This window comes from Endozoicomonas sp. ALE010 (assembly GCF_049310165.1).
Taxonomy (GTDB): Bacteria; Pseudomonadota; Gammaproteobacteria; order Pseudomonadales; family Endozoicomonadaceae; genus Endozoicomonas.
Genome location: NZ_JBLYNV010000001.1, coordinates 208,654 through 233,872 on the forward strand (window position 1 = coordinate 208,654; position 25,219 = coordinate 233,872).

Below are 25,219 nucleotides of genomic sequence, written 5' to 3' on the forward strand. Positions count from 1 at the left end.
TTTAAACGTTTACCATTCTTGTCACGGATAGCCTGCTGATAATACACCATGACTCTGCGACATTCGATAAAGATAATAAACAGGAAGTCAGGACCGTTAACCGTTCAGGATCACCCGTATGCCCTGATAACCCAACCAGGTACCAACCAGACACAGAGTCACACTGGCCAGCATATAAACGATTGCCTCAACCAACCGATCAGCTTGAAAAAGCCGGAAAATATCCAGTGAGAACGTAGAAAAGGTGGTTAATGCCCCCAGAAAGCCTACGGTGGCAAAATCTTTCCAGATCGCAGGAAGCAGGCTTTTCTCTACCAGGCAGTACCAGCCAATCCCGATAAGCAACGAACCAATAATATTTACCGTTAAGGTCGGTAGTGGAAACAACTGATCATTTCCGGATTTTGCATACCACTCATAAACCAGAGAACGCGCCAGTGCCCCAAGGGCTCCACCGGCTGCTACAGCAAGGTAGTTCAGCAAGTACGGGTATTGCATCAGAGCTTCCTTTCAGATGAGGGATAGAGAATTTTGAAGTCATCGCCATGAAACGGTTCTAACCATATCAAAAGGCCAGGCAACCTAAAATCAACAAGTTAAGTAATTCAGGTTGTGTGGGCCATTTGAAATTATAAATATATGATTGGATAATATAAAAACTATCGCTTTACTGTACTCTCTTCATCAAGCCGTTTCAGCCAGGCCAGCTTTTCCTTGATCTTAATTTCCAACCCGCGCTCATTCGGCTGATAATAGTCCGGCACATCCATCTCTTCGGGAAAATAGCGTTCCCCTGCCGCATAGGCATTGGACTCATCATGGGCATAGCGATAACCAGCACCATAGCCAAGGCTGCCCATTAATTGAGTCGGTGCATTCCGCAGGTGATGAGGCACCTCATAGGATGGATGACTTTTTACATCGTCCCATGCCGCTTTCCAGGCTTTATAAACGGCATTACTTTTTGGTGCACAGGCGCAATAGACCGTTGCATGGGCCATGGCCAACAGTCCTTCCGGCGCACCCAACCGCTCAAATGCCTGCCAGGCATTAATAACAATCTCCAGTGCTCTCGGGTCAGCATTGCCAATATCCTCACTGGCAATAGCCACCAGCCGACGAATCACGTAGAGAGGATCCCCTCCCCCATCAACAATTCGAGCGGCCCAGTAGAGTGCGGCATCGGGATTGGAGCCGCGAACGGACTTATGAAAAGCTGAAATGGTATCGTAAAACGCGTCACCGCCTTTGTCGAAACGTCGCCCGGTATCGGCAAGAATGGCCTGAACCGCCTCAGACGTGATAATGCCGTTCTCAGCCAGATCCGATGCAACCTCCAGAGTATTGAGCGCCTTGCGACCATCGCCGTCAGAATAGCGAATCAGAATATCCCTGGCGCTTTGCTCCAGCTGAATACCCTTGCCGCCCAGACCTCGCTCTTCATTGGTCAAAGCCTGGTCAACCAGTTGGCCAATGGCCTCTTCCCCCAGCGGCTTAAGTACGTAGACCCTGGCCCTTGAGAGCAATGCATTGTTAAGTTCAAACGATGGGTTTTCGGTGGTGGCCCCGATAAAAATAACGGTACCGTCTTCTATATGAGGCAGGAATGCATCCTGTTGCGACTTGTTAAACCGGTGAACCTCATCCACAAACAGCACTGTTTTCCGCTGGTAAAAACGCTGTTCATCCTTAGCCCTTGCTACTGCTTCCCTTATGTCTTTAACCCCGGAAAGTACGGCAGAGAGGGTTTCAAAATGGGCATCGGTTTTTGTCGCAATCAACCTTGCCAGCGTCGTCTTGCCAACGCCGGGCGGCCCCCAGAAAATCATGGAATGGAGCATACCCTGCTCCAGCGCTTCCCGCAGGGGCTTGCCTCTGGCAAGAATATGTTCCTGGCCCAGGTATTCATCGAGGACTCCGGGGCGCATCCTTGCCGCCAGGGGTTCATAGCGACCGGAAGCAGGGGCATCAAAGAGTGAGGTCATACCCTGCTCTCATCAATAATATCAAAACCGGCCTTCTCTAATGTCTGCAGGTCAGGTTCAAACAGTGTATTGTCCACCGGTTGATTGAGTTTCACCCGGGTAAAATCAATTCGCCGCTTACCACCGAGAGAGTCCACAATCGTGATGGCTGAAATCTCCTCCCTGGAAAAATGGATCTCCAGCTTTTCAAAAAGATCGGACGCTTTACCGGGTTTCAAGGTATAAACCACCTCCGGGCCATAGTTCATTCGAGTCACCGCGTACTCCATCAGAAACTCACTGGCATCGCCACTCAGTAGCTGCACGGCGGTCGGTCCTGACTGATTGTCCATCTTTTTAATCACCACCTGCTTAAAGTCAGGATCAAGCATCCAGAGCTTGCCATCTTTAGCAATAATCTCCTGGTTAAACGGTGAAGTGATATGCCAGCGGAACTGATTTGGCCGCTTAAGTTGCATACTCCCCTTCTCAACTTTGGAGCGTCCGCTTTTATCAATGGTACTTTGAGAAAAATTGGCACTGACCGTATTCATGGCCTGCAGCTTTTGAGCCAGCGCATCAGCGGCTTTCTGATCATGTTTTATACTGGCCGGCGTACTGCTCTGTGCCCTGGCCAGCATGGATGAATGAGTTGACGCCTGCTCAGCAGACCAGACTGGCATGCTGATGGCAAAAACCAGTGGTAAAACAGTCAATAACGGCGTTTTCTTGATCATAAACAGGAACTTAATCTGGATAATTAATGCTTGGGCGGTGGTGAAGCAATCACTTCACGATTGCCGTTAGTCAATGCCGGGCTGACAACACCTGCCGCCTCCATGGCTTCAATCATTCGGGCCGCCCGGTTATAACCTACCTTCAGCTGCCTTTGAACCGAAGAAATGGACGCCCTGCGTGACTCGGTAACAAAAGCCACGGCTTCATCGTAAAGAGGATCCTGCTCATTGTTATCCAGCCCGCCCGAAAATGCACTGCCTTCCGAACTCTCACTGACACCATTGAGAATCTCTTCCACAAAATCCGGCGTTCCCCGCAGCTGCCAGTCAGCCACCACCCGATGCACTTCATCGTCAGCAACAAAAGCCCCGTGAATTCGGACAGGAACACTGGTTCCCGGGGGTAGATAGAGCATGTCACCGTGGCCCAGTAACTGCTCAGCGCCACCCTGGTCGATAATGGTTCGGGAGTCAATCTTGCTGGACACCTGGAAACTGATGCGAGTAGGAACGTTGGCCTTAATCAGACCGGTAATCACATCCACGGATGGGCGCTGCGTGGCCAGAATCAGATGAATACCCGCTGCCCGAGCCTTTTGGGCAATACGGGCAATCAGCTCTTCAACCTTTTTACCAACAATCATCATCATGTCGGCAAATTCATCAACCACGACCACGATAAAGGGCAGCGTGCCTAACTCTGGTGCCACATCTTCCGCTGATACCGGCTGATAGAAGGGATCCCGGTGCGGCTCCCCTCTTTCCAGGGCATCTTTCACCTTGCGGTTATAACCGGCAATGTTACGAACCCCCAGATGTGCCATCAGCTTGTAACGACGCTCCATCTCGGCAACACACCAGCGCAGGGCATTGGCTGCCTCTTTCATGTCCGTCACTACCGGTGCCAGAAGATGCGGAATGCCATCATAGATGGACAACTCCAGCATTTTCGGGTCAATCATGATCAACCGCACATCTTCCGGGCTGGACTTGAACAGCATGGACAGGATCATGGCATTGATACCGACGGACTTACCGGAACCCGTGGTACCGGCCACCAGAAGGTGCGGCATTTTAGCCAGGTCAACAATCACCGGCTGACCGGAAATATCATGTCCCAGGGCAAGGCTGACCGGAGACTGGGCGTCATCAAAAGCCCTGGATGAAATAATTTCGCTATAGAAAACGGTTTCTCGGTCATCATTGGGAATCTCAATCCCCATTACTGACTTTCCGGGAATCACTTCCACCACCCGGACACTGACCACTGCCAGAGAACGGGCCAGGTCGCTGGCCAGGTTGGTAATTTTACTGGCCTTGGTACCGGGTGCCGGTTGAATCTCAAAACGGGTGATAACCGGCCCTGGATGGACAGCAACCACTTGGACATCGACACTGAAGTCTTTCAACTTCAGTTCCAGCAACCGGGACATGGCATCCAGAGACTCTGGACTCATGGCCTTGCCGGAGGGGCGGGCTTCATCGAGCAACGAAACGGTTGGTAAACTTCCCTGCGGGGTATGTTCCACCAGAGGTGGCGTTTTCTCCCTCGCTGGAGGAGGGACTATTACCGGCTTTGGCTTTTCGGCTCTCTTCTCAACCACCGGTGGAGCCGGTGGCATAGAGTCTTCCTGCAGCTTTAATGCAGGCTCCTGCACCGGTGACAGCTCGCTTTGCTCAGGCTCAGGCTCACGCTGCTTTCTGGCGGCCAGCTTATCCTGCAAGTCAAAATACAGCGCAATCAACTTTTCTTTGCAGTAAACGGCGAAGCGCAGGCTCCAATAGCCGACACTGTCCATCAAACGAAACCAGGAAAGATCGGTATAAAGTGTCACGCCGAGGAGAAACAGCGCCATCAGCAGCAGTGTACTGCCGGTGACATTAAAGGCTGGCAGGAACAGATGAATAAGCAGCTCACCAATAATCCCGCCGCTGGACGAGGGAAACAGTTCACTCAACCCATGATAATGGAGTGAAGCCAGGGCAGCCCCTGAAGCAATGGACAGAATAAAACCCATACTGCGAATCAGCAGTAACCAGGAATTCCATTCATCCGCTTCATGCCGGTAGCGAAAAACCCGGATCGCCTTGATCACCAGGATAACCGGCACCATCCAAGCCAGAAACCCAAACAGGGTTAGCAGCAAATCCGCTGACCATGCCCCGAATCTGCCGGCACTGTTAGCAATATCCCTGACCGGGCCAACATGAGACCAGCCGGGATCGACCTTATCATAACTGGCCAGTGCCAATGCCAGAAAAGCGGCCAGTACCAGCCAGCCAAACATAATGCCTTCACGCACTCGTGATGAGAGCGTTTCCGCCGCTGCTGCGCCCCGGATTGTACGCTTGCACCGTCGTATGGAAACAGGCTCTTGTGATTGATCACTATCCGGTTGATGACTCTTATCCGGCTGATGACTCTTTTTGCTTACGGACCCTGCCATTCGGCTCCCTGAGATAACTGATTATAAACACAGTAGTTTAACCCGAGAAGATAACACGAGCCCTTAACTGCGGACAATCCTGCATCCATTCTTATACAAAGAACAAACATCGACCAATGAGGTAAAAATGAACAGTTTTTGTAGCCCCGGATCTGCTTGCAGGGTATTTTAGAGCGCTGTTTCTTTTCAGGCAGCGCCCTTCAAGGCCAATCCCCCATGTTTCGACCATCCTTTCTTGACTTCTCACAGCGAATGAGCCGCAACCCGGCTGTTTCAATGGGTCTATTGTTGATCACCCTGACCTGCAGCATCCTGTTCTCCCCTATTGTCATGGAGTACCAATCCATTGGGGTCACCCTGTTTTCCTGCCTGATGATTGCCAGCCTGGTTCTGACCCTCGGATCGCTGACGGAAAACAGTCCAAAAATCCGTCTCTGGTTAGAGATCACCGGCACCACTATCGTGATACTCAGGGCGGTGGTTGAGTTCCCAAACCCGCCAAACTGGCTCCCCTTCTTCACCTTAATAGCCAGCATGCTGTTCCACCTGGGCATGATGCTGATGCTTATCGGGCACCTGTTCAGCATTAAGCCACAGGCCGAGAAACTATTAGCGGCGATTAACTTCTATTTACTGACGGGCATCACGTTCAGTTATCTTTATTTACTGGTGAACCTGATTACCCCCGGGGCATTTGATCTTGCCAATCAGGGTATTTCCAGCTGGCCGGATTATCTCTACTTCAGTTTTGTCACCCTGACTACGCTGGGTTATGGTGACATTCTGCCCCTCAGCCCTCTGGCACAGGGCCTGGTATCTCTCGAAGCGATTGTGGGTGTATTGAGTCCGACAGTAATGATTGCCCGGTTTGTTGGGAAATAAGGCATACCTGGTTTCGGTGGCAGCGGATAAACTGCCATCGACAGGGCTTATACGAGGGAAAATTCAATGAGACTCTGCTGGAAACTCACCGGCAAACATTCTCTACATAGCTGCCGAAACATCACTGTGCTCTCATCATGTCTGCCAGCTGTAAATAGCGGTCACTGTTATGGAGCCCATTCAGCAAACGCTCCGGTACCGCCTCCAGCCCATTCATCGCTCCCAGAAGCACACCCGTTAAGGCAGCCCTGGCCATATTGTTGCCGCCTCCATTAATGGCAGACAAAACACCCTGCTCAAACTGGTCAGGGTAGCGGTGCATCAGGTAGTAAGCACAGGGAAGCAGGTGAACAAGCTGGCAATCCATGCCATAAACCTGACTGATATGCAGGGCCGGTTCTATACGAACGGTCTCTGGTTGCCAGGCCACCTGTCCATTCCCGGGAGTCAGTAGATGGTCGTAACGCTGTATTGCCGACATCACATCTGAGCATTTTGCCATAGCCGCTAAACAGGCCGGTAATTTGGTCAGCGGAACGCTGTTGACCATGGCCTGAACAACCAGGGCAAATACCAGTGTATTCTGCCGTATAAAAGGCTCCCGATAGAATGTCTGCAGCAGTTGACCAGCAGCGTCTACCAGCTCAACCGGGTCATCAATCGCCAGGGCCAGCAGGGATACAAACTGTGCTCCCTCGGTTGTGTCACAACCCGAAGCAATCCCGGAATCCCCCCAATGTAACCCCGTGCGGCGTGCCCTGATCAGGTCCACCATCAATTCATCAGTATAGCGCCCGGAAAAGGACTCACCGGACAATGGCGCAAAGAAATCATCAAGCCGGGCAAGGAAATCTGTCAGTACAAAGCCATCACAATGGGCCAGAGACTCAAGCAGCAATACGATCACCTGGCCCGTCTGGGAAACGTCGCCTGCCCTGACACCCTGCTGATAACGGAAATGACTGATATTGGCAAAACCATGGCAGCCATTAACTGCCGGGTCCTGATAAGTATCAATCCAGGGGCCATAATCCTGAGCCAGTTGATCCAGGTCATAATACCAGTGGGTGCCGACGCCCAGGGCATCACCAATGAGCAGGCCAGCCACCCCACCCTTTATCCGGCTCAGTTTATCAATGTTTGAAGGGTATGATCTGATGGTCGATGTCGAAGTCATAGCAAGCCCACATTGCAAACCGTATACACCCCATGAACATAGCTGAATTTAGCGACCACCGCAGTGTATTCGCTGCCATTTCACACAGGGGCATTCAGAATGGTGATACCAAACTAATACGAATATATACGACTATTTAATTGCATTAGTCGGCGTATTGTTGCCTGAAGTCCACACTATTTATATGAGAATAAGCCCATGGAATCCGTACACGGTCACAATGTACTGAATATGATCAGAGAGCAGGAAGCTGCGCTGAGTAAAGAGGCGCTCCTCACAGCAATGTCAGCAGAGTTTGGTGAAGAAGCCCGATACCACACCTGCTCCGCACAGGAACTGACAGCAGCAGAACTGGTTGATCAGTTTGTTGGGAAAGGTAAGTTGATTGAAACCAGTGAAGGCATTCAATACATTGGTTGCAACTGCCATTGTCATTAAAAAAAGCCCGTTTACGGGCTTTTTTTAATCTGAGTTTTTCTGAGCAGAAAACAAAAAACCGGTCACAAGAACCGGTTTCAAAATTTTATTGTTGTTGCCTGTCTCATCTTTGTGGCCTTTGTGTCACCTCCCCCGCGACGTAAAGGCCTTTTCTGGAGAAATCCCCCCATCTCTTTCCCCTTCAGGCGTAAGCCATAATACGTATTGTTTTTTCTGACATATTGACCTGAATCAATATTACATCATCCATCGCATAAACTCCTGATTGCTTCAGGGTAAACTCCACTTTTTATCGAGTTAATGCTTCATGGTTTAGCTGGGAAAAATCTCTCTGTAAGATGGAGGTGGCGGCTGAAGCTCTAACTGCGAGCTTATAACCGTCACGTAAGATGGAGGTGGCTCTGGCAACAAATGATTAGACTCCAGGCTGATAACCGTCAATGCCTGGTCTGATCCCGTCTGCTTTGAATCGTTGTGCATAGGCAAGGGCTGAACCGCCACGATGGACTCTCTCCCTGGTTGCGGGGCTGTTCTGCTAATTGAAAGATCAGTGTGAACAGGAGCAGCCTCCCGAGACATTATACCGCAGCAGCCACCATATTTAGCATCGAAATAGGCACCTATTCCAAGGATTGCGAAAATACCGACACCCGAACCAGCAAGAGCACCGAAACACACTTTAGCCACCATGGTGCCTTCTAAGGGTAAGCACGAACCAATCACCGCACCGGTAGAAGTTGCACCGGCCCAGGTCAGGCCGAGGCATGATGAACGGCAATTATCATTTTCTAAAGTACAGCCAGGATTATTAATGTAACCATTCGCTCCTGACGGTGTAGCAGGCAAGCTTTGCATTTTGGATCAATCTGAAAGTAGTTAACGATAGTTATTTTAAAATCGAGTTCTTTTAAAATCGCTGATTATCAGCAGCTATTTCACTGCTTGAACACATTCGACCTGTAAAATCGACCTGTAAAATCACTCATAGTTCCGGATAAAGATCATCAGGTGCGGATAAGTCCGTGAACATAAGCCCAATTTGAAGAAAATGGCACTCGACCTTTAATTTAAAGGCACAATTTCAAGCCCGAAAGATGGCGTTGTTCCCGGGTCCAGCGAATTATCTTCAGTGCCAATGGAAATATTGAAGCGTAGTCGTGACTCGCTGATCCCCTGCTCATTTAAATGCTGAACAATATTCTCTTGCAGTACTTCCATTTTGTTCTGCCAGGTATCCAGCTCTGCCAGGGTCTCGGGTACCGTGCTGTGAATGATAAGCAGAGCATTCATTGATGAGTCAATGTTCATATTTGTAACAAATGAGGCCAGATCAGAACTTTTTTCAATCCCGGATTTACCGGGTTCCAGCCTGAAGACATTGTTGCCAGCATCCTGTTCGATTGTACGTTCCATCTCATAGTCATGGGGCTTAAAGATATCCACCAATGTATAAATGCGTCCATTGCCCCGACGCACCGCGTAGACCGTATAGAAAGCATTCAGCTTTTTCCCAATATAAAACGCTTGTTCCTTATCCTGACCATAGAGCGTGGAAATATCGAAGACATCGTTAGCCCAGAAATTACTGGCACCACAGGAAAAACTGCGGCATTCAAACAGCGTCTCAACACCCTCCCCTTGCAACAGGCTGACATAAAATTCATAGCCCTGATTGCTGCTGTGCCCGGGCGGCAGAAAGTAGAGGTCCCTGATCAGGTGCCCGTCAAGCCACTGAGCGCCATCCGAGGTAACAACGCCGTTGACCCGCTTCATCCGATTGGTAATGATCGGGTGGTTCTGTCGGTTCTCATCGATGGCAAGCTCTATGCGGGCATTAGGATACGCTGGAAGTCCCGACGCATAGGTTGAAGCGCCAATTACCAGGCAAAGCAGGGTACTGATTATTTTGCAGGCAATGGTTAAAGAGCCAGATTTAAGAGTCTTCAGTAGACCCGGGATATCCACAATCACTTTATTCATGAAACACCATCCAAGTCTTCCCCCAACGACGTTTCAGACTATCATAATTTACTGCCTAAAACAGAGTTAACTATATTGGCAATCGCTTCCACCTGATCGTCCATGTGAAGATGATGGTTGCCACTCATCGGGTGAAAATGAATATTTGGCAGCTTATGATGATACTGGTTAATAGCGTCACTGATCGGACCAATGTCAACATAGACCATATGAGCATTACAGGTTATCTGCCGGGGAAATGCCAGGGTCTGCTCAAGGGAAAAACGGGTGGGAGATCCCAGCTTTAAACGGGGATCTGCCGTCCAGATCCAGTCATCTCCATCCTGAATAATAGATCGATCCACCAGCAGTTCTGACGATTGCCTGGAAACTTTGAACTGGCCCATGGCCCTGGCCCGAACGGCCAGCTCCTTCGATCGATAGCGGGTCACTGGCAGCTGATCAACCGGTGTTCTGCGTTGATTGATATAGTTCGCCAGTGCTTGAGGAGCATCTTCAGGGTTTCTTGGCCAGGGGAAAAGCCCGTCAATAGCTACCAACCCGGCAACCTGATCTTTCAGCACGGAGCCCGCTGCCATCGCACTGACCACACCGCCCATGGAATGCCCAAGCAAACCAAACCGTTCAAGTTGCAATGACTCAGCGATATAAACCAGATCTTCAACGTAGTGCCAAACATCATAACTGAACCACGCGGGACGATGTTGAGAAAGACCATGGCCCGCCTGGTCCACAGCTATCAGCCTGATGCCCTCTAACTTTGGGGCCATGGGAGTGAAACTGGCCGCATTATCCAGCCACCCATGAAGTGCGATCACCGGAACACCCTCAGGGTCCCCCCACTCCAACGCAGCAAATGTTAAATGCGGTGTTTGAATGTTCAGCTCCCTTGGATACATCGTAGACTCCTTGCAATTCAAAGTATTGACTTATTTAGGAAAGAAGTAAGGCCGAATGGCTGACCATTGCAATCACAGCCAATCTATCAGAGAAATCGTGAATGTTAACACAGGGAAGCAACAAAAACAGAAACCCCGTAAAAACGGGGCGGAACTACTGTCAGACAGCACAGAGCGATTTTAATTGTTATTGGAGTGGTATATATTCTTTTTCCTTTAGCGGCAGGGAATCCGGTCCCGCCTTTTTTGTTTTTGCTGCGACCTGCTGACTTCGGCAACCCGCTACAGGAGTGACTACAGAATACGTATTTCCCGCACACACTTTATTGATCCAGATCAAAAAATAAGAACATTGTCGCTTAAAGCACAACCGTGATTATTGCACGAACAGGCTCTCAGTCCTTCGCCTTGACGTCTGATGTCTCCAAGCATCCCGTTACTTTCAGTTCTTTATGACCTTAATGAGCATAACAGTTATGATTGGATAATATAAAACCAATAAGTTACAGGATGCTGACTCACGCAGCACCCTCTTCAGACTTGGGCTCAAACATTGGGGGAAGCAAAGGCATCGCCATCGCCTGATGGACCAGCGCCATAATATCCATGTCACCAAGGCGATGAAGGACCGCAATATCGTCCAGTACATAATACAATGGCTGCAAAATATCGATCCGGTAGGGCGTTCTCAGTGCTGTCAGTGGGTCAAAGGCGGTTCTGACGGGAATATCACTCTCCAGGGCATAGGCCGTTTCACCGAAGCTGGAGAGAATTCCACCGCCATAAATACGCAACCCCCGGGAGGTATTCAATAAGCCAAACTCAACCGTCATCCAATAAAGCCTGGCAAGGTAAACCCGCTCTTCTTTGCTGGCAGCCAGACCGAGCCTGCCATAGGTTTCCGTAAAGTCAGCAAAATCCTGATTGGTCAGCAGAGGGCAGTGACCAAATATTTCATGAAAAATATCCGGTTCCTGCAGATAATCCAGCTCATCTCTGACGCGGATAAAGGTGGCAACCGGGAATTGTTTGTCGGCTAAAAGCTTAAAAAAACGATCAAAGGAGATCAGCGCCGGCACCCTGGCAACCCCCCAGCCGGTTTTACCGTTAAGCACACGGTTTATTTCATCCAGTTGTGGAATGCGCTCTGACGGCATGGCCAGTTCTTCGATGCCGTCCATGTATTCATCACATGCCCGACCTTGCAATAACTCAATCTGTCGGTGATACAGAATACTCCAGGTTTCATGCTCCTCATCTGTATATTCAATAAAGCCTGACTCGTCAGGCTTTCTGGCCTGATATTTGGATGACTTCATAAAACTCTCCCCGGCCTTGCAGCAAGGTAGTGAATCACTACCCCACCGGATTGATGGTTCATTCCCCTGAAAAGCCCTGTAATAGAACCTGTTCCATAAGAAAACCCGACGGATTGGTGATCAGTCAGATCAGAGAAAAAGCTACAACACCCCTCTTCTCATCTGATCCCTTTCCATGCTTTCAAACAGCGCGGTAAAGTTACCCTCACCAAACCCTTCATCCCCTTTGCGCTGGATGATCTCAAAGAAAATCGGGCCAATGGCGGTTTCAGTGAAAATCTGTAACAGCAATCCACCCTCCTCAGTAGGTGCACCGTCCATAAGGATGGCACTGGCTTTCAACTTATCAACATCTTCCTGGTGCCAGGGCAGCCTTTCAGAGAGCATCTCGTAATAGGTGTCCGGTGGCGGGGTCAGAAAGGCGGCACCGTTGCCCCGCATCGCCGGTACCGATTGATAGATATCTTTGGAGTACAGCGCGATATGCTGGATACCCTCGCCATTATATTGGTGCAGATACTCTTCAATCTGGCTCTTGTCATCAGAAGATTCATTGATGGGAATTCTGATCTTCCCACAGGGACTGGTCATTGCCCTGGATTTCAACCCGGTCAACTTGCCTTCAATATCAAAATATCGAATCTCACGGAAGTTAAAAATATCCTCGTAGTAAGATGCCCACTTATCCATATTGCCCCGCTGGACATTGTGGGTAAGATGATCGATAAAGGTCAGGCCGACACCTTCAGGTTCCTGATCAACGCCCTCAACAGGAACGAAGTCCACATCATAAATCGACCCTTTGTCGCCATATCGGTCAACCAGATAAATCAGGCAGCCACCGATGCCCACAATGGATGGGATATTCAGCTCCATGGAACCACTCTGGGTTGGCCCGGGTTGACAGCCCAGTTTGAGCGCCCTCTCATAGGCAAACGCCGCATCTTCTACCCGAATGGCAAATGCACAGGCACAAGGGCCATGCTCCCGGGCAAACTTCTGGGCAAATGAGTCAGGCTCGCTGTTAACGATAAAGTTAATTCCCCCCTGGCGATAGAGTGTCACCTCTTTGGATCGGTGGCGCGCTACCGCAACAAATCCAAACTGTTTGAAGAGGCTTTCCAGTGCCAGCGCATCCGGCGCTGCGTATTCGACAAATTCAAACCCGTCGGTTCCCATCGGGTTTGTGCTGGTAATCTTTGACATTTTGTTCGTTGTCATGCTTCGTCCTCTTTTACAGTCCAGCCACAGTATAGAAAAAGTATACGATCGCCCTGATGCAAAAGCCTTGCGATATGCAGCCTCATTACGCAAGATGATACAAAAGGTTTGCATCAGATGAATTGGCGGAGCCATCAAACCGGGCTTACACTACCTGAAAGCAGCCAGTTATGTCGGGATCCTGCCAATAAATTCGGCAGCAGCCCTGATTGCCGGAGGTTGTTAATGAAAGAAGTGCATTATTCCGGTTAGAGAAGATGCTTAATCCGGGTCTGTCTGCATTGATCAGAAGTGTGGCCAACAACACAGCGAGGGATCGGATGGCGAGCAGAAATGTATTGGATACCTACGACATCAGACTTTTGTCTGCACTCCAGAAGAATGATGCGCTATCCCTGCAATGTCTTGCAGAGCTGGTCAGCCTCTCTGCATCACAATGCTCCCGCCGTATCAGTCGGCTGAAGGCAAAAGGCTATATACAGAAACAGGTGACTTTACTGAACCCGCAGGCGGTTGGCCTGGATGTTGAAGCCTTTATCACGGTTTCCCTGGATAACCATACCCCGGACTCTGCAACCCATTTCAAAGAGGCCATTCTGGACATGTCTCCGGTTATGGAGTGTCATGCCATCACTGGCAGTGATGGCGATTACCTGTTAAAGGTGGTGGCCAAAAATCAGCACGCACTCTCTTTTTTCCTGATGGAAGAACTGATGAAAATTCCCGGTATCAGCCAGATCAAAACGGCCCTGGCTCTCTCTGCCATTAAATCCACCACGGTACTGCCCCTCAGCTTATAGAGTCTTTTATGGAGTTCCCGATGAAGTTTACCCTGACCGGCACAGGCAGCGTGAAAGGATGCCCGGTTTATGGTTGTGACTGCCCCGCCTGCATTAAAGCCATCATGGACCCTTTTCTCGCTCGCCGCCCGGCTTCCGCCATCCTGGAGTCCGACAATGAAATGATGCTTATTGATGCAGGGCTTACGGATATTGAAGATCGTTTTCCAGCAGGCTCCCTGAAACAGATTATTCTGACCCATTACCATATGGATCATATTGCCGGTTTATTCAGCCTGCGCTGGGGAAGTGGCCTGAAAATATCCGTGACCGGGCCAGACACCTCGGATGCCCCGGAAGAGCTGTTGAAACATTCCGGCATTCTGGATTTCAGTCAGACAGTGACGCCCTTCGCTCCCTTTACTGTCAATGGTGTCAGGATAACCCCTGTTCCCCTCAGTCACTCACGCCCAACCATGGGCTATGTTTTTCACCGTAATGGCAGGACACTGGTCTACCTGACGGATACCCTGGGACTGCCAGAGGAGACCCTCACCTTTTTTACCAGCAATCCGGTCAATGTCATGATTATTGACTGTAGTTACCCTCCGGACATGTCAGCGTCTCCCGGAGCTCACAACAGCCTGAATGATGTTATGGAGTTGCACCAGAGGATACAACCATCACGCACGATTCTTACCCATATTGGCCATGAGCTTGATAACTGGATGAATACCAATCCGTTACCAAAAAATATTGAAGCTGGCCATGATGGGTTGGTAATCACCCTTTAGGCAGGAGCATGTTTATGAAATATCCGGGTTAGGACTATGGGCAGACAAAACGCTGGCCATCAACTATGTTTAAGCATGCCTCAATATCGATGACTGTGAGTCTTGACCGCCTGTTGGGATCACGGTGATCTGGAGTTATCAACATGTCTGATTACACCGAGTTGATGGGTGAGCTGCTGGAGCTTGGCGTCAATGCAAACCCTGCATCGCCCTATACAGCCTGTATTCTTGATGCCTCTGGACAGATACTGATTACTGCCTGCAATGCCTGCCATATCAGCCCCCTTTATTCTGCGGAAGGGCTGGCGCTTCACCTGTTAGCCAGTGAGTTTGACTGCCAGCAGAAACAGCCCTTGATAATGATCACCACTGCTGAGCCCGATGACCTGAGCCTGATGGCGATCTACCGGGCTCACTGTCAGGGAACTCATATTGATGAGATCACCTACGGCGCTTCCCGCGCTGTGCTGAAAAAATTGTGGCCATCTGACCCAAGCCAGGGACTGGCTGAAAGCCTCAAGCACTTTCCGGATGAATTCTCCACTGGCTTGAACATTCATGGGCAGGTACTGGCAGACGAGTGTTTAGAAGCCTTTAAAGAAGGCAAGGACATGTTTGATCGAGGTGATGACCCAGTGCGTAGCATGGATATTGACCAGTACTGGATGGCCGGTGACTGGTTGATTGATGACTGGGAAGAGAATCTCGAATAGTGCAGAGAAGCGTTAATACCCACACATAATCACCCCGTCAATCATCCTGCCTTCAGTAGCGACTGCCTTCACCGCAGTCCCTGACATGACATATGGGTATTCAGACAATCCATAACAAAGATTTCAAATGAGTTGTGTCAGGTGGGGAACTTTATGTAAAAAGAGTGGTCAGAAAGCTAGAGTTCCATAATTCAATAATTCAATGGATATAGCTACTGTTTCCGAGCCAATATATACAGTTTCGTACCACGTCTCTTATTTTCAAGATACCGCTTTTTCTGAATCGGGCAGATTTTGTCAGGCCTTCTCCCGTGATGTTGCAGAAACAGCTACTGTTCCATGCGCTGTGTCCACTAATGAAACTCCTGAGAACTACCTTCAGCAGCCAACGGTGCATTTTCATAATCCACTTGAGGATCCCCGGTTTGAAAAAAGATCGATAGTCATCGTTTATAACCCTGAACATCACTTGCCAGTCAGAATGGGGCTGAAGAAGCATAATCATGCACCAAAATATATTCCCGCTAATGAACGTTTTTCGATCCAGTCTATTTTAGGTATTGGTTCATCAGGTGATTCAGCCCGGTCAAGAGATAAGGTCCCGGATGCAAGTTCCACCCTGACAGTGAAGCGCAACAGGAAATGTTGTAAAGATCCTGCTGAGGCAGAACGTCAAAAGGAGCGTAAAAGGGCGCGCCAGAGGGAGCGTTACCGGAATGATCCCGAGTTCGCGCAGCGCAAAAGAGAGCGTCAAAAAGAGTACTACAAGAATGACCCCAATTACGCACAACAACAGAGGGCGCGGAAAAGAAATCCTGCTTACCTGGCACTCGCAAGGGAACGCTACAGGGAGCGCTGCAAAGATCCCGCTTACGCAGAGAAACAAAGGGAGCGCTTCAGAAATTACCAGAGAGAACGCTACAAGAATAATCCCGATTATGCAGAGTATCGAAGGAAGATCCAAAGGGAGTATCAGAGGCAACGCAATCAGGCGCGCAAGAAGGAAACACTATCATAATGTTATCTTTTGAACATAGCGACAATGAATATGTATCAACACATTGAAAAGTGGTTCCACCTGACAAAAAAGATGACTCAAAGATGGAACTTTTAGCCATATAACATTGACAAAGAGAAAGACCAATAAAATACAGGGTCAATTTTTTATGAGCAACCCGATATCTGCTAACAAGACATTAAATAAAATAGCTAACCCTAACGATGATCAACTTCACCGAAGATATTCCACAACGGTACGGAATAAAGAAAAACACCTGAGATACACCCCTTATACCACCACACGTCAAATATTTACAAACGACCACTTCAACTCAAGACAACATCAAACCAACTTATCACAAAGACAGATGGAGATTAATTATCAACGTTTTAACCATTTAAGTGTTCCTTGTGGCTTACAAAACACTTCTAATGACAACCCAAGGATAAAAAGTAACATCTCTAAAACTATGCACCTCTATTTTTCTGAAGCTGGCATAATAAGGCAACCACAGTTTTATGAAGAATCTGATAAATTGGCACATAACTCTATGTCAACTAATAGTAGAAATACTCAGTTTACCTATACAAAAACAGATCCTGATTCATCAGATACTTTTTTAAATTCATTCATGCAAAGTGGAGCTATGACGAATAATTTTACAGGTACTGAAAAAAATCCGGAGAGTCAGGTGGTTACAAATTCAGGTGCCAGAGCAAAATACACTGAAAAGGAAAAGAGTCTTCTCCCCTATCCCTACACTCACTATAGCCCGAAAGTTGGTTACTCCCCGGTGGAAAGATATGCCTTCTGCAATCAGCATCAATTAAGTGAGCCAAAATCTGATCAAATAAATAAAAATTTGTGTAAAGTAAATTCTCTCTGGAAATTTATATTACATAATATTATTCATAATCGAGATAACTCCACTGCCTGGGTAAATATTAGACAAGGTATCTTTGAATTTAAAGATCTCGACAAATTTTCAGAGCAATGGACCACTCACAGACAAAGAACAACCCCCGTCGTCTTTGAAAATATTGCAAGATCAATCAGGAATTATTATACCGCAGGCATAATTACTAAATTTGATCAGTATGGCACCCACCTGCCAAGACTGCATTATCGCTTTAATCTATCGAATCCTGTTGTTGCTGATTATTTTAAAACCATAGGACTCATGCGTTGAGTAAAGTCAAACCAGGAGCCCCCACTCGTAGGCTTGCTCACGGCCTCACCGGGAATGGAACTGCCCTGACAAACCATGAATCCTTGACACTGACCACCAGTGACGGCAACACTGGAGTGCTTGAGTTATAACCCCACAAAGACGAATTTATGAAAATAACAACAATTATTATCAAAGTGAGTTAAAACCCTTTGTCAGTGATGGCTGCAGCCTGTTTCCGAATGGCACATTATCCCAGCCTGATCAATGGTTGCACTGCTGTGTTAGTCATGATTTTACTTACTGCCAGGGCGGCACCGAAGAAGGCCGATTACATTCAGACCAGACATTGCGACAGTGTCTCAGAGAAGCGGGCCATCCCCGGATTGGCGCTGTAATGTATGCCGGAGTTCGGTTTGGCGGCAGTCCATTATGGCCCACACCGTTCCGCTGGGGGATTTGGCTGGGAGTATCCACGTTTTTATCGCCCATTGTCTTCAGAGGAACTTGATCAGGTTGAAACCCTTTCCCTGCAGATGGAAATAATGGAAAAGGAGTAAACCGATGAAGTTGACCTGGCATTTATCTGTATCTGAACATTGTTGGCTGGGAGAAACACCCTCAGCGACCGATTGCTTTAAAAAGGTACCGGGTATTGACGGAATACAGCATTGATCTCGCCCAGCACCTCTTTTGATAATTTCAGCTGGCAGGCATCAATATTTTCCTTAAGCTGCGTCAGTGAACTGGCTCCGATAATCGTCGATGTTACACCCTCTGTTTGATATACCCAGGCCAGTGCCATCTGTGCCAGGGAGAACCCATGGCGCTTAGCTACCCCATGATAGCCTTCAATCGCCTTGTGAGTCATTGGGGTATTGCGGAAGAGACCATTTCTCTGCTGAAAAGACCAACGGGAACCCGACGGAATCTGTCCATTTCGGTACTTGCCAGACAGCACTCCACCGCCAAGTGGCGACCAGGGCAGATAAGCGACATCATTTAATACACAGGATTCCAATACATAGGGTGAGTCCTTGGCATGTATTAAGCTGAACTCGTTCTGGATAGATACCATCCTGGGCAAATCATACTTCTCACTCAGCCGCACATACTCACCAATGCCCCAGGGCGTATCATCTGAAAGGCCGCAATAACGAATCTTCCCCGCTTTAATACAATCATCCAGCCCTTGAAGAATATCCACCATTTCCGCTTCCTGCCGCGCTCGATCCACCTGGGTATGGGGAACCATCCCTGGCCAGTGTCTGGCAAAATGGGGAGAGACCCGGTTTGGCCAGTGCAGCTGGTAAAGATCAATACAGTCTGTATTCAGGCGTTTCAGAGAACCTTCCACCGCTTCTTTAATACGCTGACCACTGATTGGGCTGCCATTACGTATCCACGGTAGTCCCACACCGACAATTTTCGTGGCAATGACAACCTCATCACGCTTGCCCGGATTGGCCCGGATCCATTCACCAATGCAGCGCTCAGTTTCACCGCTGGTCTGCTCATCAGGGGGAACCGGATACATCTCGGCCGTATCGATAAAGTTAATTCCCTGGTCCAGCGCGAAGTCAATCTGCTCTAACGCCTCATTCAGAGAGTTCTGCTGTCCCCAGGTCATGGATCCCAGGCAGACCTCTGTCACCTGCAGTTCACTGCATCCCAGTTTAATTTTTTTCACTGACCGACTCCCCGGTATTTTTAAGGGTTAATGCATATTACAGTAATAGAAAAACACAATCAGGAGAATAATCAAATCAACACTGCTGACTGGTCCTGGTGAACAGCAAACTATTGCTCGGCAATGCGATAAAGCAGCTTAATAAAAGCGTCTGTACTTTTCTGGCTGGGGGACTCAATCCCGAATTTATTATGAAAATAGATGGACAGCTGACAATCCCTATTGCCCAGCATAACGGTATAGCCATCATCCATTGACTTTGCGGTAACACCTTCCAGGAAGTAGCCCCCGGCCACCTGTTCACCCTTGTCCAGAATGCGCGCAAATGCCAAAAGACACTTTTGAATATCGATATGTTGATCCACTGACTGACTCCTTCAGAAAAGCAAGGCTCCCCGCTTACGTAATTTTCAGGGAGGCATAGAGAAAACAGTGCAAGATAAACACCACAAGAGTGACAGTTGCTCTCATGGAAAGGTAAGACTTTACCCGACCATCGGCCAAAGGCTCCGTATGAACGCACTCAATAATCAGTGTTGCCAGATAACCGATGGCAAGTAACACCAGCATCTGATGATTCGCCAGCCCTGCCAGAAGCCCTCCGAATACCGAGAGTGCAATGGCATTACTGGCCAGTACTTTAAAAATGCTTCTGGATTGATTCTCACTGTAGACGGCCTGCCCCCATAAAGAACCGGCCATAAAGCTACTGATAATGATGGAATAAATAATGAACAGTTGCTCCCCTGTATTATCAAACAGAGACTGGTCCCTGATGGATAGAGACAGCGTAATAATAAAAGGCATTATCCCAAGCCAGGCAAGCCAGTACATGAGTCGTTGAAAGCGATCCACTCGGTTCTCCTTTGGTCTCACAGTGATGTCTAAACATTCAACCTCACAGGTATAGGGCTTATTCTGCCAGCGAGCAAGGATTCTCAGCCAGATGTGGCGAGCCACATCATAAAAAAAGGGAGCTTTCATACATATTTTCACTCAGCTTTTGCCAGTAAAGGTGAGCTACGCCCTATCTGTACGAATGGTCAGATCGAATGGATCATGCCATATCATTGCTCCGGGTTTATTAATGCTGAATGAATGTGTTAGCCTGAAATGGATACGAATCAGAATAATAGAGCCGATAAAATGATTAACCAAACGACCTTTAAGGTCGCAGCGGCCTGCCCGGTTAAAGAGAACTCTGCTCAGCGGATGCGTTGATCGTGAGTGGCAATGGCCCGTCAGGTTGACCTTTATCAGGGACTGATAAACGGGAGCCTCTGTCGTGTATATTCTGCGGTTGAATACTGCTGGCCAGCCTGTTGAGTGGCTTACCTGGCAGGAAACAGTATGCCTCTACTCAAGAGAGTTGGTTCGCTGGAGCCTGGGAGATATTATTTACCGGATCCATGGCGGCTATAACCGGTGGCATGGAGATCGAACGATTATCGAACTCCCCAGTATCGTTGCCTGTGGCGGTAAACGGCTTTTTCCCTGCCGAAACAATCCAACCCTTACCAATTTCTCACTGTTTGAAAGAGACAATCATCAATGCCTGTATTGTGGCCGTTTCTTCAAAACAAGGGAGCTTACCCGGGATCATATTGTGCCAAAATCCAAGGGAGGCGCTGATGACTGGATGAACGTTGTTGCTGCTTGCCGACGCTGTAATCAGTTTAAAGGAGACAAGCTGCTGGAAAACACCGAGATGTCACTGATTGCCCTGCCCTATCGACCCAATGCTGCCGAATATCTTGCCCTGGTCAACAGCCAGCGAATCCTGCCGGATCAGGCTGACTATCTCAGAACCCAGTTTTCCAAAAACTGTCGCTGGAAAAGCCGTAATCGCAATACATCATCCAGCATATTGCAACCCATTTAAATCGTCAGCTGAAGCCCCTGTCTATGTACAGGGCTCCGGTGTAAACTCCCCGCCCTGTTCATTTTTTTGTATTGGAATCAGCAATGCCCCTGAATCTCGACAACGATGGCTACCTGGCCAACCTTGACGAATGGAATACAGAAGCTGCCACAGAGCTGGCGGCGCTTGAGGGTATAGTGCTCACTGAAGCGCACTGGGAAGTGATTTACGCGCTGCGGGCGTTCTATCAACAATATGAACTGGCCCCAAACCAGCGACCTTTTGTTAAGCATATTGCCAATACCCTTGGCAAAGACAAAGGGAACAGCCTCTATCTAATGACGCTTTTTCCTGAAAGCCCGGCCAGAGTTGCTGCCCGAATTGCCGGACTGCCCCGTCCTACCAACTGCTTCTGACCGTCAAAGAAGCTACTCTGCCGGGAAATAGAAGGCATACTCACATCTGTAATATGGGCAGATGGAAACCAAACCACAACAAAGTCCTGCTGATTGATGACAGTGACACCAGCCACTGCTCAACAGAACACGGTCGGTTCTCAATGCCTTATTTTTCCGGGCTTACCTGCAGTTGATCAACATCCTCTTTGAGTCTGGTAAAGCCAACGGCTTCCACAGCCTCCAGATAACCGGGATCACTTTCGCTCTTGCCCTGAAGCAGGTTGGCGGCAATTCTTCCGTAGGTCATGGCACCTTTGGCACCGACGCCGGACATTCCGGCCATCACCACGAAGTTGCTGTCCATTTCACCGGACGGCGCGACCAGCTGGGAAACAATGGGTACTTCGGTACTGGTCAGGCTGTAGACACAGGAAACATCGTCAACCAGTTGTAGATCCTCATCGTTCACCGGCACCCCATGCATGCGTAAATACCGACCGGTGTTCTCAATGCTCCAGCGAATCTCCTCTTCGGACAACGCCTGGTGCCAGACATCGTCCAGCTTGTTGATGTCGCTGCGCTGGAAATGGCCGCCAATCTTGATGACCGAATTTCCATCTGCATCAGAAGATTCAAACATGGAATAAAAACTACCCTCCCGGGTGCCAGCGGAGCTGTTAATCACCGGATAGGCTCGTCTCAGCTGACTGCGGGCATGATCATCAAGTTGATGATACTTCGCCGGACTGATCTGCAGGAACGCAAGAAATACCCGCTTTGGCGTGATCAGTTTATCCATGTAGGGGGCCAGCTCAGTTAGCAATGGGCCGGTGTAAGGGCCCGCAGCGCTGACGATCTGGCTGGCTGTCAATTCCCTTTCGGAACCTTGCGAATCTTTGCTGGCAATAAGGTAGTGGTTACCCTGCCGTTGGATATCGCTAACGGAAGCATTGTAAACAATTGTGCCCCCTTTCAGTTTAATGGCCTTGTGCAACAGTGAAATCAGTGCTTCAGGATTAAGGGTGCCTGAGTGCTCATTGAATTCACGATGCAGAAAAACCCCCTCCGGCAGCTGGACACCAAACATCTCCATTCCCTCCTCCGGCGTTAGAGCTAATTTGTAGTCCACCTTTTGTCGTTCAGAGGAAGCAATAATGGCATCAGCCGCTTTCAGCGGCCTCATATAATTGACGGGTGTTGTCTGGTAGACAGCAGACATCGAGATATCGTCGCCCTGATTACCGAGATAGTTGACCAGCGTTGCGGTTTCCTGAACCGAACGGTTGTGGAGGTAAGACCACAGATCGCTGCCCAGGTTGTTGCTTCTGGCAATACGTGTCAGCCCTTTGCTGGAACCCTGACTGTATTCACGATCCTGTTTTTCCAGCAGGATAACCTCTTTGCCGTCCCTGGCCAGCTGCCAGGCAGCGGCGCTACCCATCAGCCCACCGCCAATAACAACAACGGCGTAGTGCTTTTCAGCGGTTGTTGTACCCCCGGCCTGGAGCTGACCACTGAAGAAGACAAATATCGATGTGAGTACTAGAGAGAATACGGTCATATTTCCTCCATGAAACGGAAATTAATATAGTTAAAAGTTAGTTTTTTTAATTGGACAATCCGTCCAGCAAAAGGTTCCATCGACGGGCATTTATTTAGCTGCAGTCAACACTCCGCCCCCCTGATAGGTATCAGCATTAATGCCCCGCCATTACTACTTTGCAGGCTCCATAAAGCGGAGCGACAAACTGAGCGTACCGTACAAACTCCCAGAATGTCGGCTGCCAGCTTCTCAGTTCAACTTGCGGTGGAGTTGTGACGGTAATATCCAGGCTTTTGAGGGAGAAACTGCGTGATTCATATCGCCCCGGGCTGAACAACCCCCATAATGCATACCATTGGCAATCCGGAGCCGCAGGCTCTGATGCACAGGGCTGGAAGTAGAACGGCATATTTTTCAGATTCATAGTTACCTTGAACGTGTATCGGCTATCAGGAGCCAGATAATCTTCGAAGCTCAACGCATCAGGGGAGAATAACAGTCGCCCCGGATAATAGATGAGCCCGGGTAAATAAGTCCGGTAAATTGCTGCCCCGGCTCCATAATCGAAACTGAGCTGGTAGCGTGTCGAAGTTCTGAGGGTATCACTGGCCCCGCTATCTGGCGCGGGGTCCACCAGCAGCTGGATATGTTCATCAAAATAGGTAGTGGATTTCAGCCGCTCTCCCAGCCAGGTGGATTGGTAAAGCTGCACCCTGATCAGTGGTGATGTTTCGGCAGACATGGTTGATAACGACAGATCTTTGAAGGTGTAACTTGCCGTGTCTTCGACGATTAATCCACAAGGATAGCCCCTGGATTGATAGTCCCCGTTCAGATCAAATGCGCCCCCCCACACAATGGCTGACGACATATCGCCATCAGGGAACCAGAGAGTATTGGGTGGACTGGATAGAATTCGCCGATCGGTGAGCACCTCAAAACTGACATTGTCAAAACCGTTCAGGCGACATTGCAGGGAGGCAGGCTGCCACAGATTATTATTGCGTGTGTGAATTTGGTAGGCATTCTTTGGGTCATTAATATTCAGCGTTGGTTTCAGCCGAACCGAAGGCGAGCGTAAATTACTGACCGACAGCTGCCCTTCTTCACCACGTATCAGGTCATAACCAGTGGCCGGGCAAAAAAGGCTGACCGACAGCTGCTCTTTTTCACCAGGTAACAGGTCATAACCATTGGCCAGACGCGTGATAACCCCGGGTCGGCCAGGACTCCAGTCAGGCGAGTCTTTTTTCACAAATTTCACGTTATAGACCAATTTGCCCATGCCACAGGGACTGCGTCCCACTTGCGCAACATCGGCGTAGCAACTTCGGGCAACGTCCCTGCAATTCCTGGTATCGGACTGACGTCGATTTTGTCCGGTGGGCGTTTGTTGATCACATACCCGGTAAGTCCCACAGATAGCCGAATCCTTAATCAGTCGGCAATCTTCCCACTTCCAGACAACGTCAATCGGGTAGTCCAAAATGCCCCCATACTCCGGGGCCGGAAGGTCGCGCAACCATTTGACAGCCTGATCAGGGTCTGTTTTTTTCAATGCATGCCAGGCGGCTTCATCCAACGGATCCGGAAAGCGAGTCCAGGAGGATTCGGCACTGCCACACTGCAGGTACTCATGTCGTACATTGCGGCTTTGATCCAACGGCAAAATCTTTCCGGGACAGGCAAGGCTGATCCGTGGTCCTGAATAGAAGGGGAACAGGTTCTTTTCAACACACCGGTTCTCAGGGCGGGGCGGAGTGACCCTGTCCATACCGGGTCGGCCGTTTCTTGCCGGTGAGCCACGGTTTGCAGTACGGGGGCGTTCATGGTCCCGATAAGCAGGACGACTACTTGTCAGCGAAGCCATCCACCCTGGTTCAGGTGGTGGCGGTAAATAAGGGGGTGCAGAGGGTACATTAACCGAAGGCCCCAGCCCCATTGTTGAAGGAGTGACCGAGGATGGAGAATGAGGGGAGGCATTCACCGTTGTTATACATCTGTTCGCCAGGGCCAGAAAAATAAACGTCTGAGCAGGAGCTGATACGATCTTGCGCGTAATCTTGTGAAGAACGCTGACAGTCCCATAAGCACAATCCAGCACTGGGCTTAGCCAATTTGCAGGGGAAGGAGTTACTTCTGATGAGTTAGCGGATGTTGCTATTTCTGGTTGAGAAATGGTGGGACTGGCAATAGTAGTTAACATGGT

24 protein-coding genes are annotated in these 25,219 nt (G+C 49.2%); 9 read left to right on the top strand and 15 right to left on the bottom strand.

Translation table 11 applies throughout. The annotated features are described in order from the left end of the window. Positions 1 to 96 precede the first annotated feature (96 nt). From crcB to ACO6UY_RS00745, 4 genes are all read right to left on the bottom strand, one after another. Complete coding sequence (gene crcB / locus ACO6UY_RS00730) at positions 97 to 498, bottom strand: fluoride efflux transporter CrcB (RefSeq protein ID WP_422445033.1); 402 nt, start codon at positions 496 to 498, stop codon at positions 97 to 99. A gap of 161 nt (positions 499 to 659) precedes the next feature. Further along, on the bottom strand, positions 660 to 1,985 hold the full coding sequence (locus ACO6UY_RS00735) for a replication-associated recombination protein A (RefSeq protein WP_422488793.1): 1,326 nt from the start codon (positions 1,983 to 1,985) through the stop codon (positions 660 to 662). Next, on the bottom strand, positions 1,982 to 2,701 hold the full coding sequence (gene lolA, locus ACO6UY_RS00740) for an outer membrane lipoprotein chaperone LolA (protein WP_422465916.1): 720 nt from the start codon (positions 2,699 to 2,701) through the stop codon (positions 1,982 to 1,984). Before lolA ends, ACO6UY_RS00735 begins: the two co-directional genes overlap by 4 nt. Before the next feature lie 23 nt (positions 2,702 to 2,724). Then, entirely contained in the window at positions 2,725 to 5,148 is a 2,424-nt protein-coding gene (locus tag ACO6UY_RS00745; RefSeq protein WP_422459054.1) for a DNA translocase FtsK, read from the bottom strand. Positions 5,149 to 5,364: 216 nt separating this feature from the next. On the opposite strand from ACO6UY_RS00745, the gene ACO6UY_RS00750 reads away from it, so the two are divergent. Further along, entirely contained in the window at positions 5,365 to 6,030 is a 666-nt protein-coding gene (locus ACO6UY_RS00750; protein ID WP_422445041.1) for a potassium channel family protein, read from the top strand. A gap of 121 nt (positions 6,031 to 6,151) precedes the next feature. On the opposite strand, the gene ACO6UY_RS00755 is transcribed toward ACO6UY_RS00750, so the two are convergent. Then, positions 6,152 to 7,207: an ADP-ribosylglycohydrolase family protein gene (locus ACO6UY_RS00755; protein ID WP_422445043.1), complete on the bottom strand. Its 1,056-nt coding sequence runs from the start codon at positions 7,205 to 7,207 to the stop codon at positions 6,152 to 6,154. A gap of 198 nt (positions 7,208 to 7,405) precedes the next feature. Here ACO6UY_RS00755 and ACO6UY_RS00760 point away from each other — a divergent pair, with 198 nt between their 5' ends. Then, positions 7,406 to 7,645, top strand: coding sequence for a YecH family metal-binding protein (locus ACO6UY_RS00760; RefSeq protein ID WP_163372612.1), 240 nt, complete (start codon positions 7,406 to 7,408; stop codon positions 7,643 to 7,645). A 312-nt stretch (positions 7,646 to 7,957) separates the two neighbouring features. On the opposite strand, the gene ACO6UY_RS00765 is transcribed toward ACO6UY_RS00760, so the two are convergent. The 5 genes from ACO6UY_RS00765 to hppD all read right to left on the bottom strand — a co-directional run bounded on the left by ACO6UY_RS00765 (position 7,958) and on the right by hppD (position 13,064). Then, on the bottom strand, positions 7,958 to 8,500 hold the full coding sequence (locus tag ACO6UY_RS00765) for a hypothetical protein (RefSeq protein ID WP_422459052.1): 543 nt from the start codon (positions 8,498 to 8,500) through the stop codon (positions 7,958 to 7,960). Between the two features lie 207 nt (positions 8,501 to 8,707). Then, the gene (locus ACO6UY_RS00770; RefSeq protein WP_422445047.1) at positions 8,708 to 9,625 is read right to left on the bottom strand and encodes a DUF4892 domain-containing protein; all 918 of its coding nucleotides are present in this window, start codon (positions 9,623 to 9,625) and stop codon (positions 8,708 to 8,710) included. Between the two features lie 41 nt (positions 9,626 to 9,666). Beyond that, positions 9,667 to 10,524, bottom strand: a complete 858-nt coding sequence (locus tag ACO6UY_RS00775) for an alpha/beta fold hydrolase (RefSeq protein ID WP_422445049.1) — start codon at positions 10,522 to 10,524, stop codon at positions 9,667 to 9,669. A 518-nt stretch (positions 10,525 to 11,042) separates the two neighbouring features. Beyond that, a complete protein-coding gene (gene phhA, locus ACO6UY_RS00780; protein WP_422445051.1) occupies positions 11,043 to 11,843 on the bottom strand; it encodes a phenylalanine 4-monooxygenase in 801 nt (266 codons plus the stop codon). Between the two features lie 141 nt (positions 11,844 to 11,984). Further along, positions 11,985 to 13,064, bottom strand: coding sequence for a 4-hydroxyphenylpyruvate dioxygenase (gene hppD, locus ACO6UY_RS00785; RefSeq protein ID WP_422445053.1), 1,080 nt, complete (start codon positions 13,062 to 13,064; stop codon positions 11,985 to 11,987). A gap of 257 nt (positions 13,065 to 13,321) precedes the next feature. Between hppD and ACO6UY_RS00790 the strand changes: the two genes are divergently transcribed. The 5 genes from ACO6UY_RS00790 to ACO6UY_RS00810 all read left to right on the top strand — a co-directional run bounded on the left by ACO6UY_RS00790 (position 13,322) and on the right by ACO6UY_RS00810 (position 17,539). Continuing rightward, positions 13,322 to 13,864 carry an Lrp/AsnC family transcriptional regulator gene (locus ACO6UY_RS00790; RefSeq protein WP_422459048.1) on the top strand — a complete coding sequence of 181 codons (543 nt, stop codon included), beginning with the start codon at positions 13,322 to 13,324 and terminating at the stop codon, positions 13,862 to 13,864. 20 nt (positions 13,865 to 13,884) lie between these two features. Further along, a complete protein-coding gene (phnP, locus tag ACO6UY_RS00795; protein WP_422445057.1) occupies positions 13,885 to 14,637 on the top strand; it encodes a phosphonate metabolism protein PhnP in 753 nt (250 codons plus the stop codon). Between the two features lie 143 nt (positions 14,638 to 14,780). Continuing rightward, a complete protein-coding gene (locus tag ACO6UY_RS00800; RefSeq protein WP_422445059.1) occupies positions 14,781 to 15,350 on the top strand; it encodes a hypothetical protein in 570 nt (189 codons plus the stop codon). Between the two features lie 346 nt (positions 15,351 to 15,696). Continuing rightward, the gene (locus ACO6UY_RS00805) at positions 15,697 to 16,368 is read left to right on the top strand and encodes a hypothetical protein (protein WP_422465912.1); all 672 of its coding nucleotides are present in this window, start codon (positions 15,697 to 15,699) and stop codon (positions 16,366 to 16,368) included. A 148-nt stretch (positions 16,369 to 16,516) separates the two neighbouring features. After that, a complete protein-coding gene (locus ACO6UY_RS00810; RefSeq protein ID WP_422488795.1) occupies positions 16,517 to 17,539 on the top strand; it encodes an ETS domain-containing protein in 1,023 nt (340 codons plus the stop codon). A 616-nt stretch (positions 17,540 to 18,155) separates the two neighbouring features. On the opposite strand, the gene ACO6UY_RS00815 is transcribed toward ACO6UY_RS00810, so the two are convergent. The 3 genes from ACO6UY_RS00815 to ACO6UY_RS00825 all read right to left on the bottom strand — a co-directional run bounded on the left by ACO6UY_RS00815 (position 18,156) and on the right by ACO6UY_RS00825 (position 20,063). Next, a complete protein-coding gene (locus ACO6UY_RS00815; RefSeq protein ID WP_422445065.1) occupies positions 18,156 to 19,208 on the bottom strand; it encodes an aldo/keto reductase in 1,053 nt (350 codons plus the stop codon). A gap of 110 nt (positions 19,209 to 19,318) precedes the next feature. Further along, positions 19,319 to 19,573 (bottom strand): DUF3081 family protein, encoded by a 255-nt coding sequence (locus ACO6UY_RS00820; RefSeq protein ID WP_163372621.1) that lies wholly within the window; start codon positions 19,571 to 19,573, stop codon positions 19,319 to 19,321. A gap of 34 nt (positions 19,574 to 19,607) precedes the next feature. Next, entirely contained in the window at positions 19,608 to 20,063 is a 456-nt protein-coding gene (locus ACO6UY_RS00825) for a DUF3429 family protein (RefSeq protein WP_422445067.1), read from the bottom strand. Between the two features lie 430 nt (positions 20,064 to 20,493). Here ACO6UY_RS00825 and ACO6UY_RS00830 point away from each other — a divergent pair, with 430 nt between their 5' ends. Both ACO6UY_RS00830 and ACO6UY_RS00835 read left to right on the top strand, forming a co-directional pair. Next, on the top strand, positions 20,494 to 21,090 hold the full coding sequence (locus tag ACO6UY_RS00830) for an HNH endonuclease (protein WP_422459042.1): 597 nt from the start codon (positions 20,494 to 20,496) through the stop codon (positions 21,088 to 21,090). An 83-nt stretch (positions 21,091 to 21,173) separates the two neighbouring features. Continuing rightward, complete coding sequence (locus ACO6UY_RS00835; protein ID WP_101745945.1) at positions 21,174 to 21,485, top strand: TusE/DsrC/DsvC family sulfur relay protein; 312 nt, start codon at positions 21,174 to 21,176, stop codon at positions 21,483 to 21,485. Positions 21,486 to 21,633: 148 nt separating this feature from the next. On the opposite strand, the gene ACO6UY_RS00840 is transcribed toward ACO6UY_RS00835, so the two are convergent. Next, the gene (locus ACO6UY_RS00840; protein ID WP_422488797.1) at positions 21,634 to 23,028 is read right to left on the bottom strand and encodes an NAD(P)/FAD-dependent oxidoreductase; all 1,395 of its coding nucleotides are present in this window, start codon (positions 23,026 to 23,028) and stop codon (positions 21,634 to 21,636) included. Positions 23,029 to 23,164: 136 nt separating this feature from the next. Next, positions 23,165 to 25,216 (bottom strand): hypothetical protein, encoded by a 2,052-nt coding sequence (locus ACO6UY_RS00845; protein WP_422488799.1) that lies wholly within the window; start codon positions 25,214 to 25,216, stop codon positions 23,165 to 23,167. Positions 25,217 to 25,219: the final 3 nt, after the last annotated feature.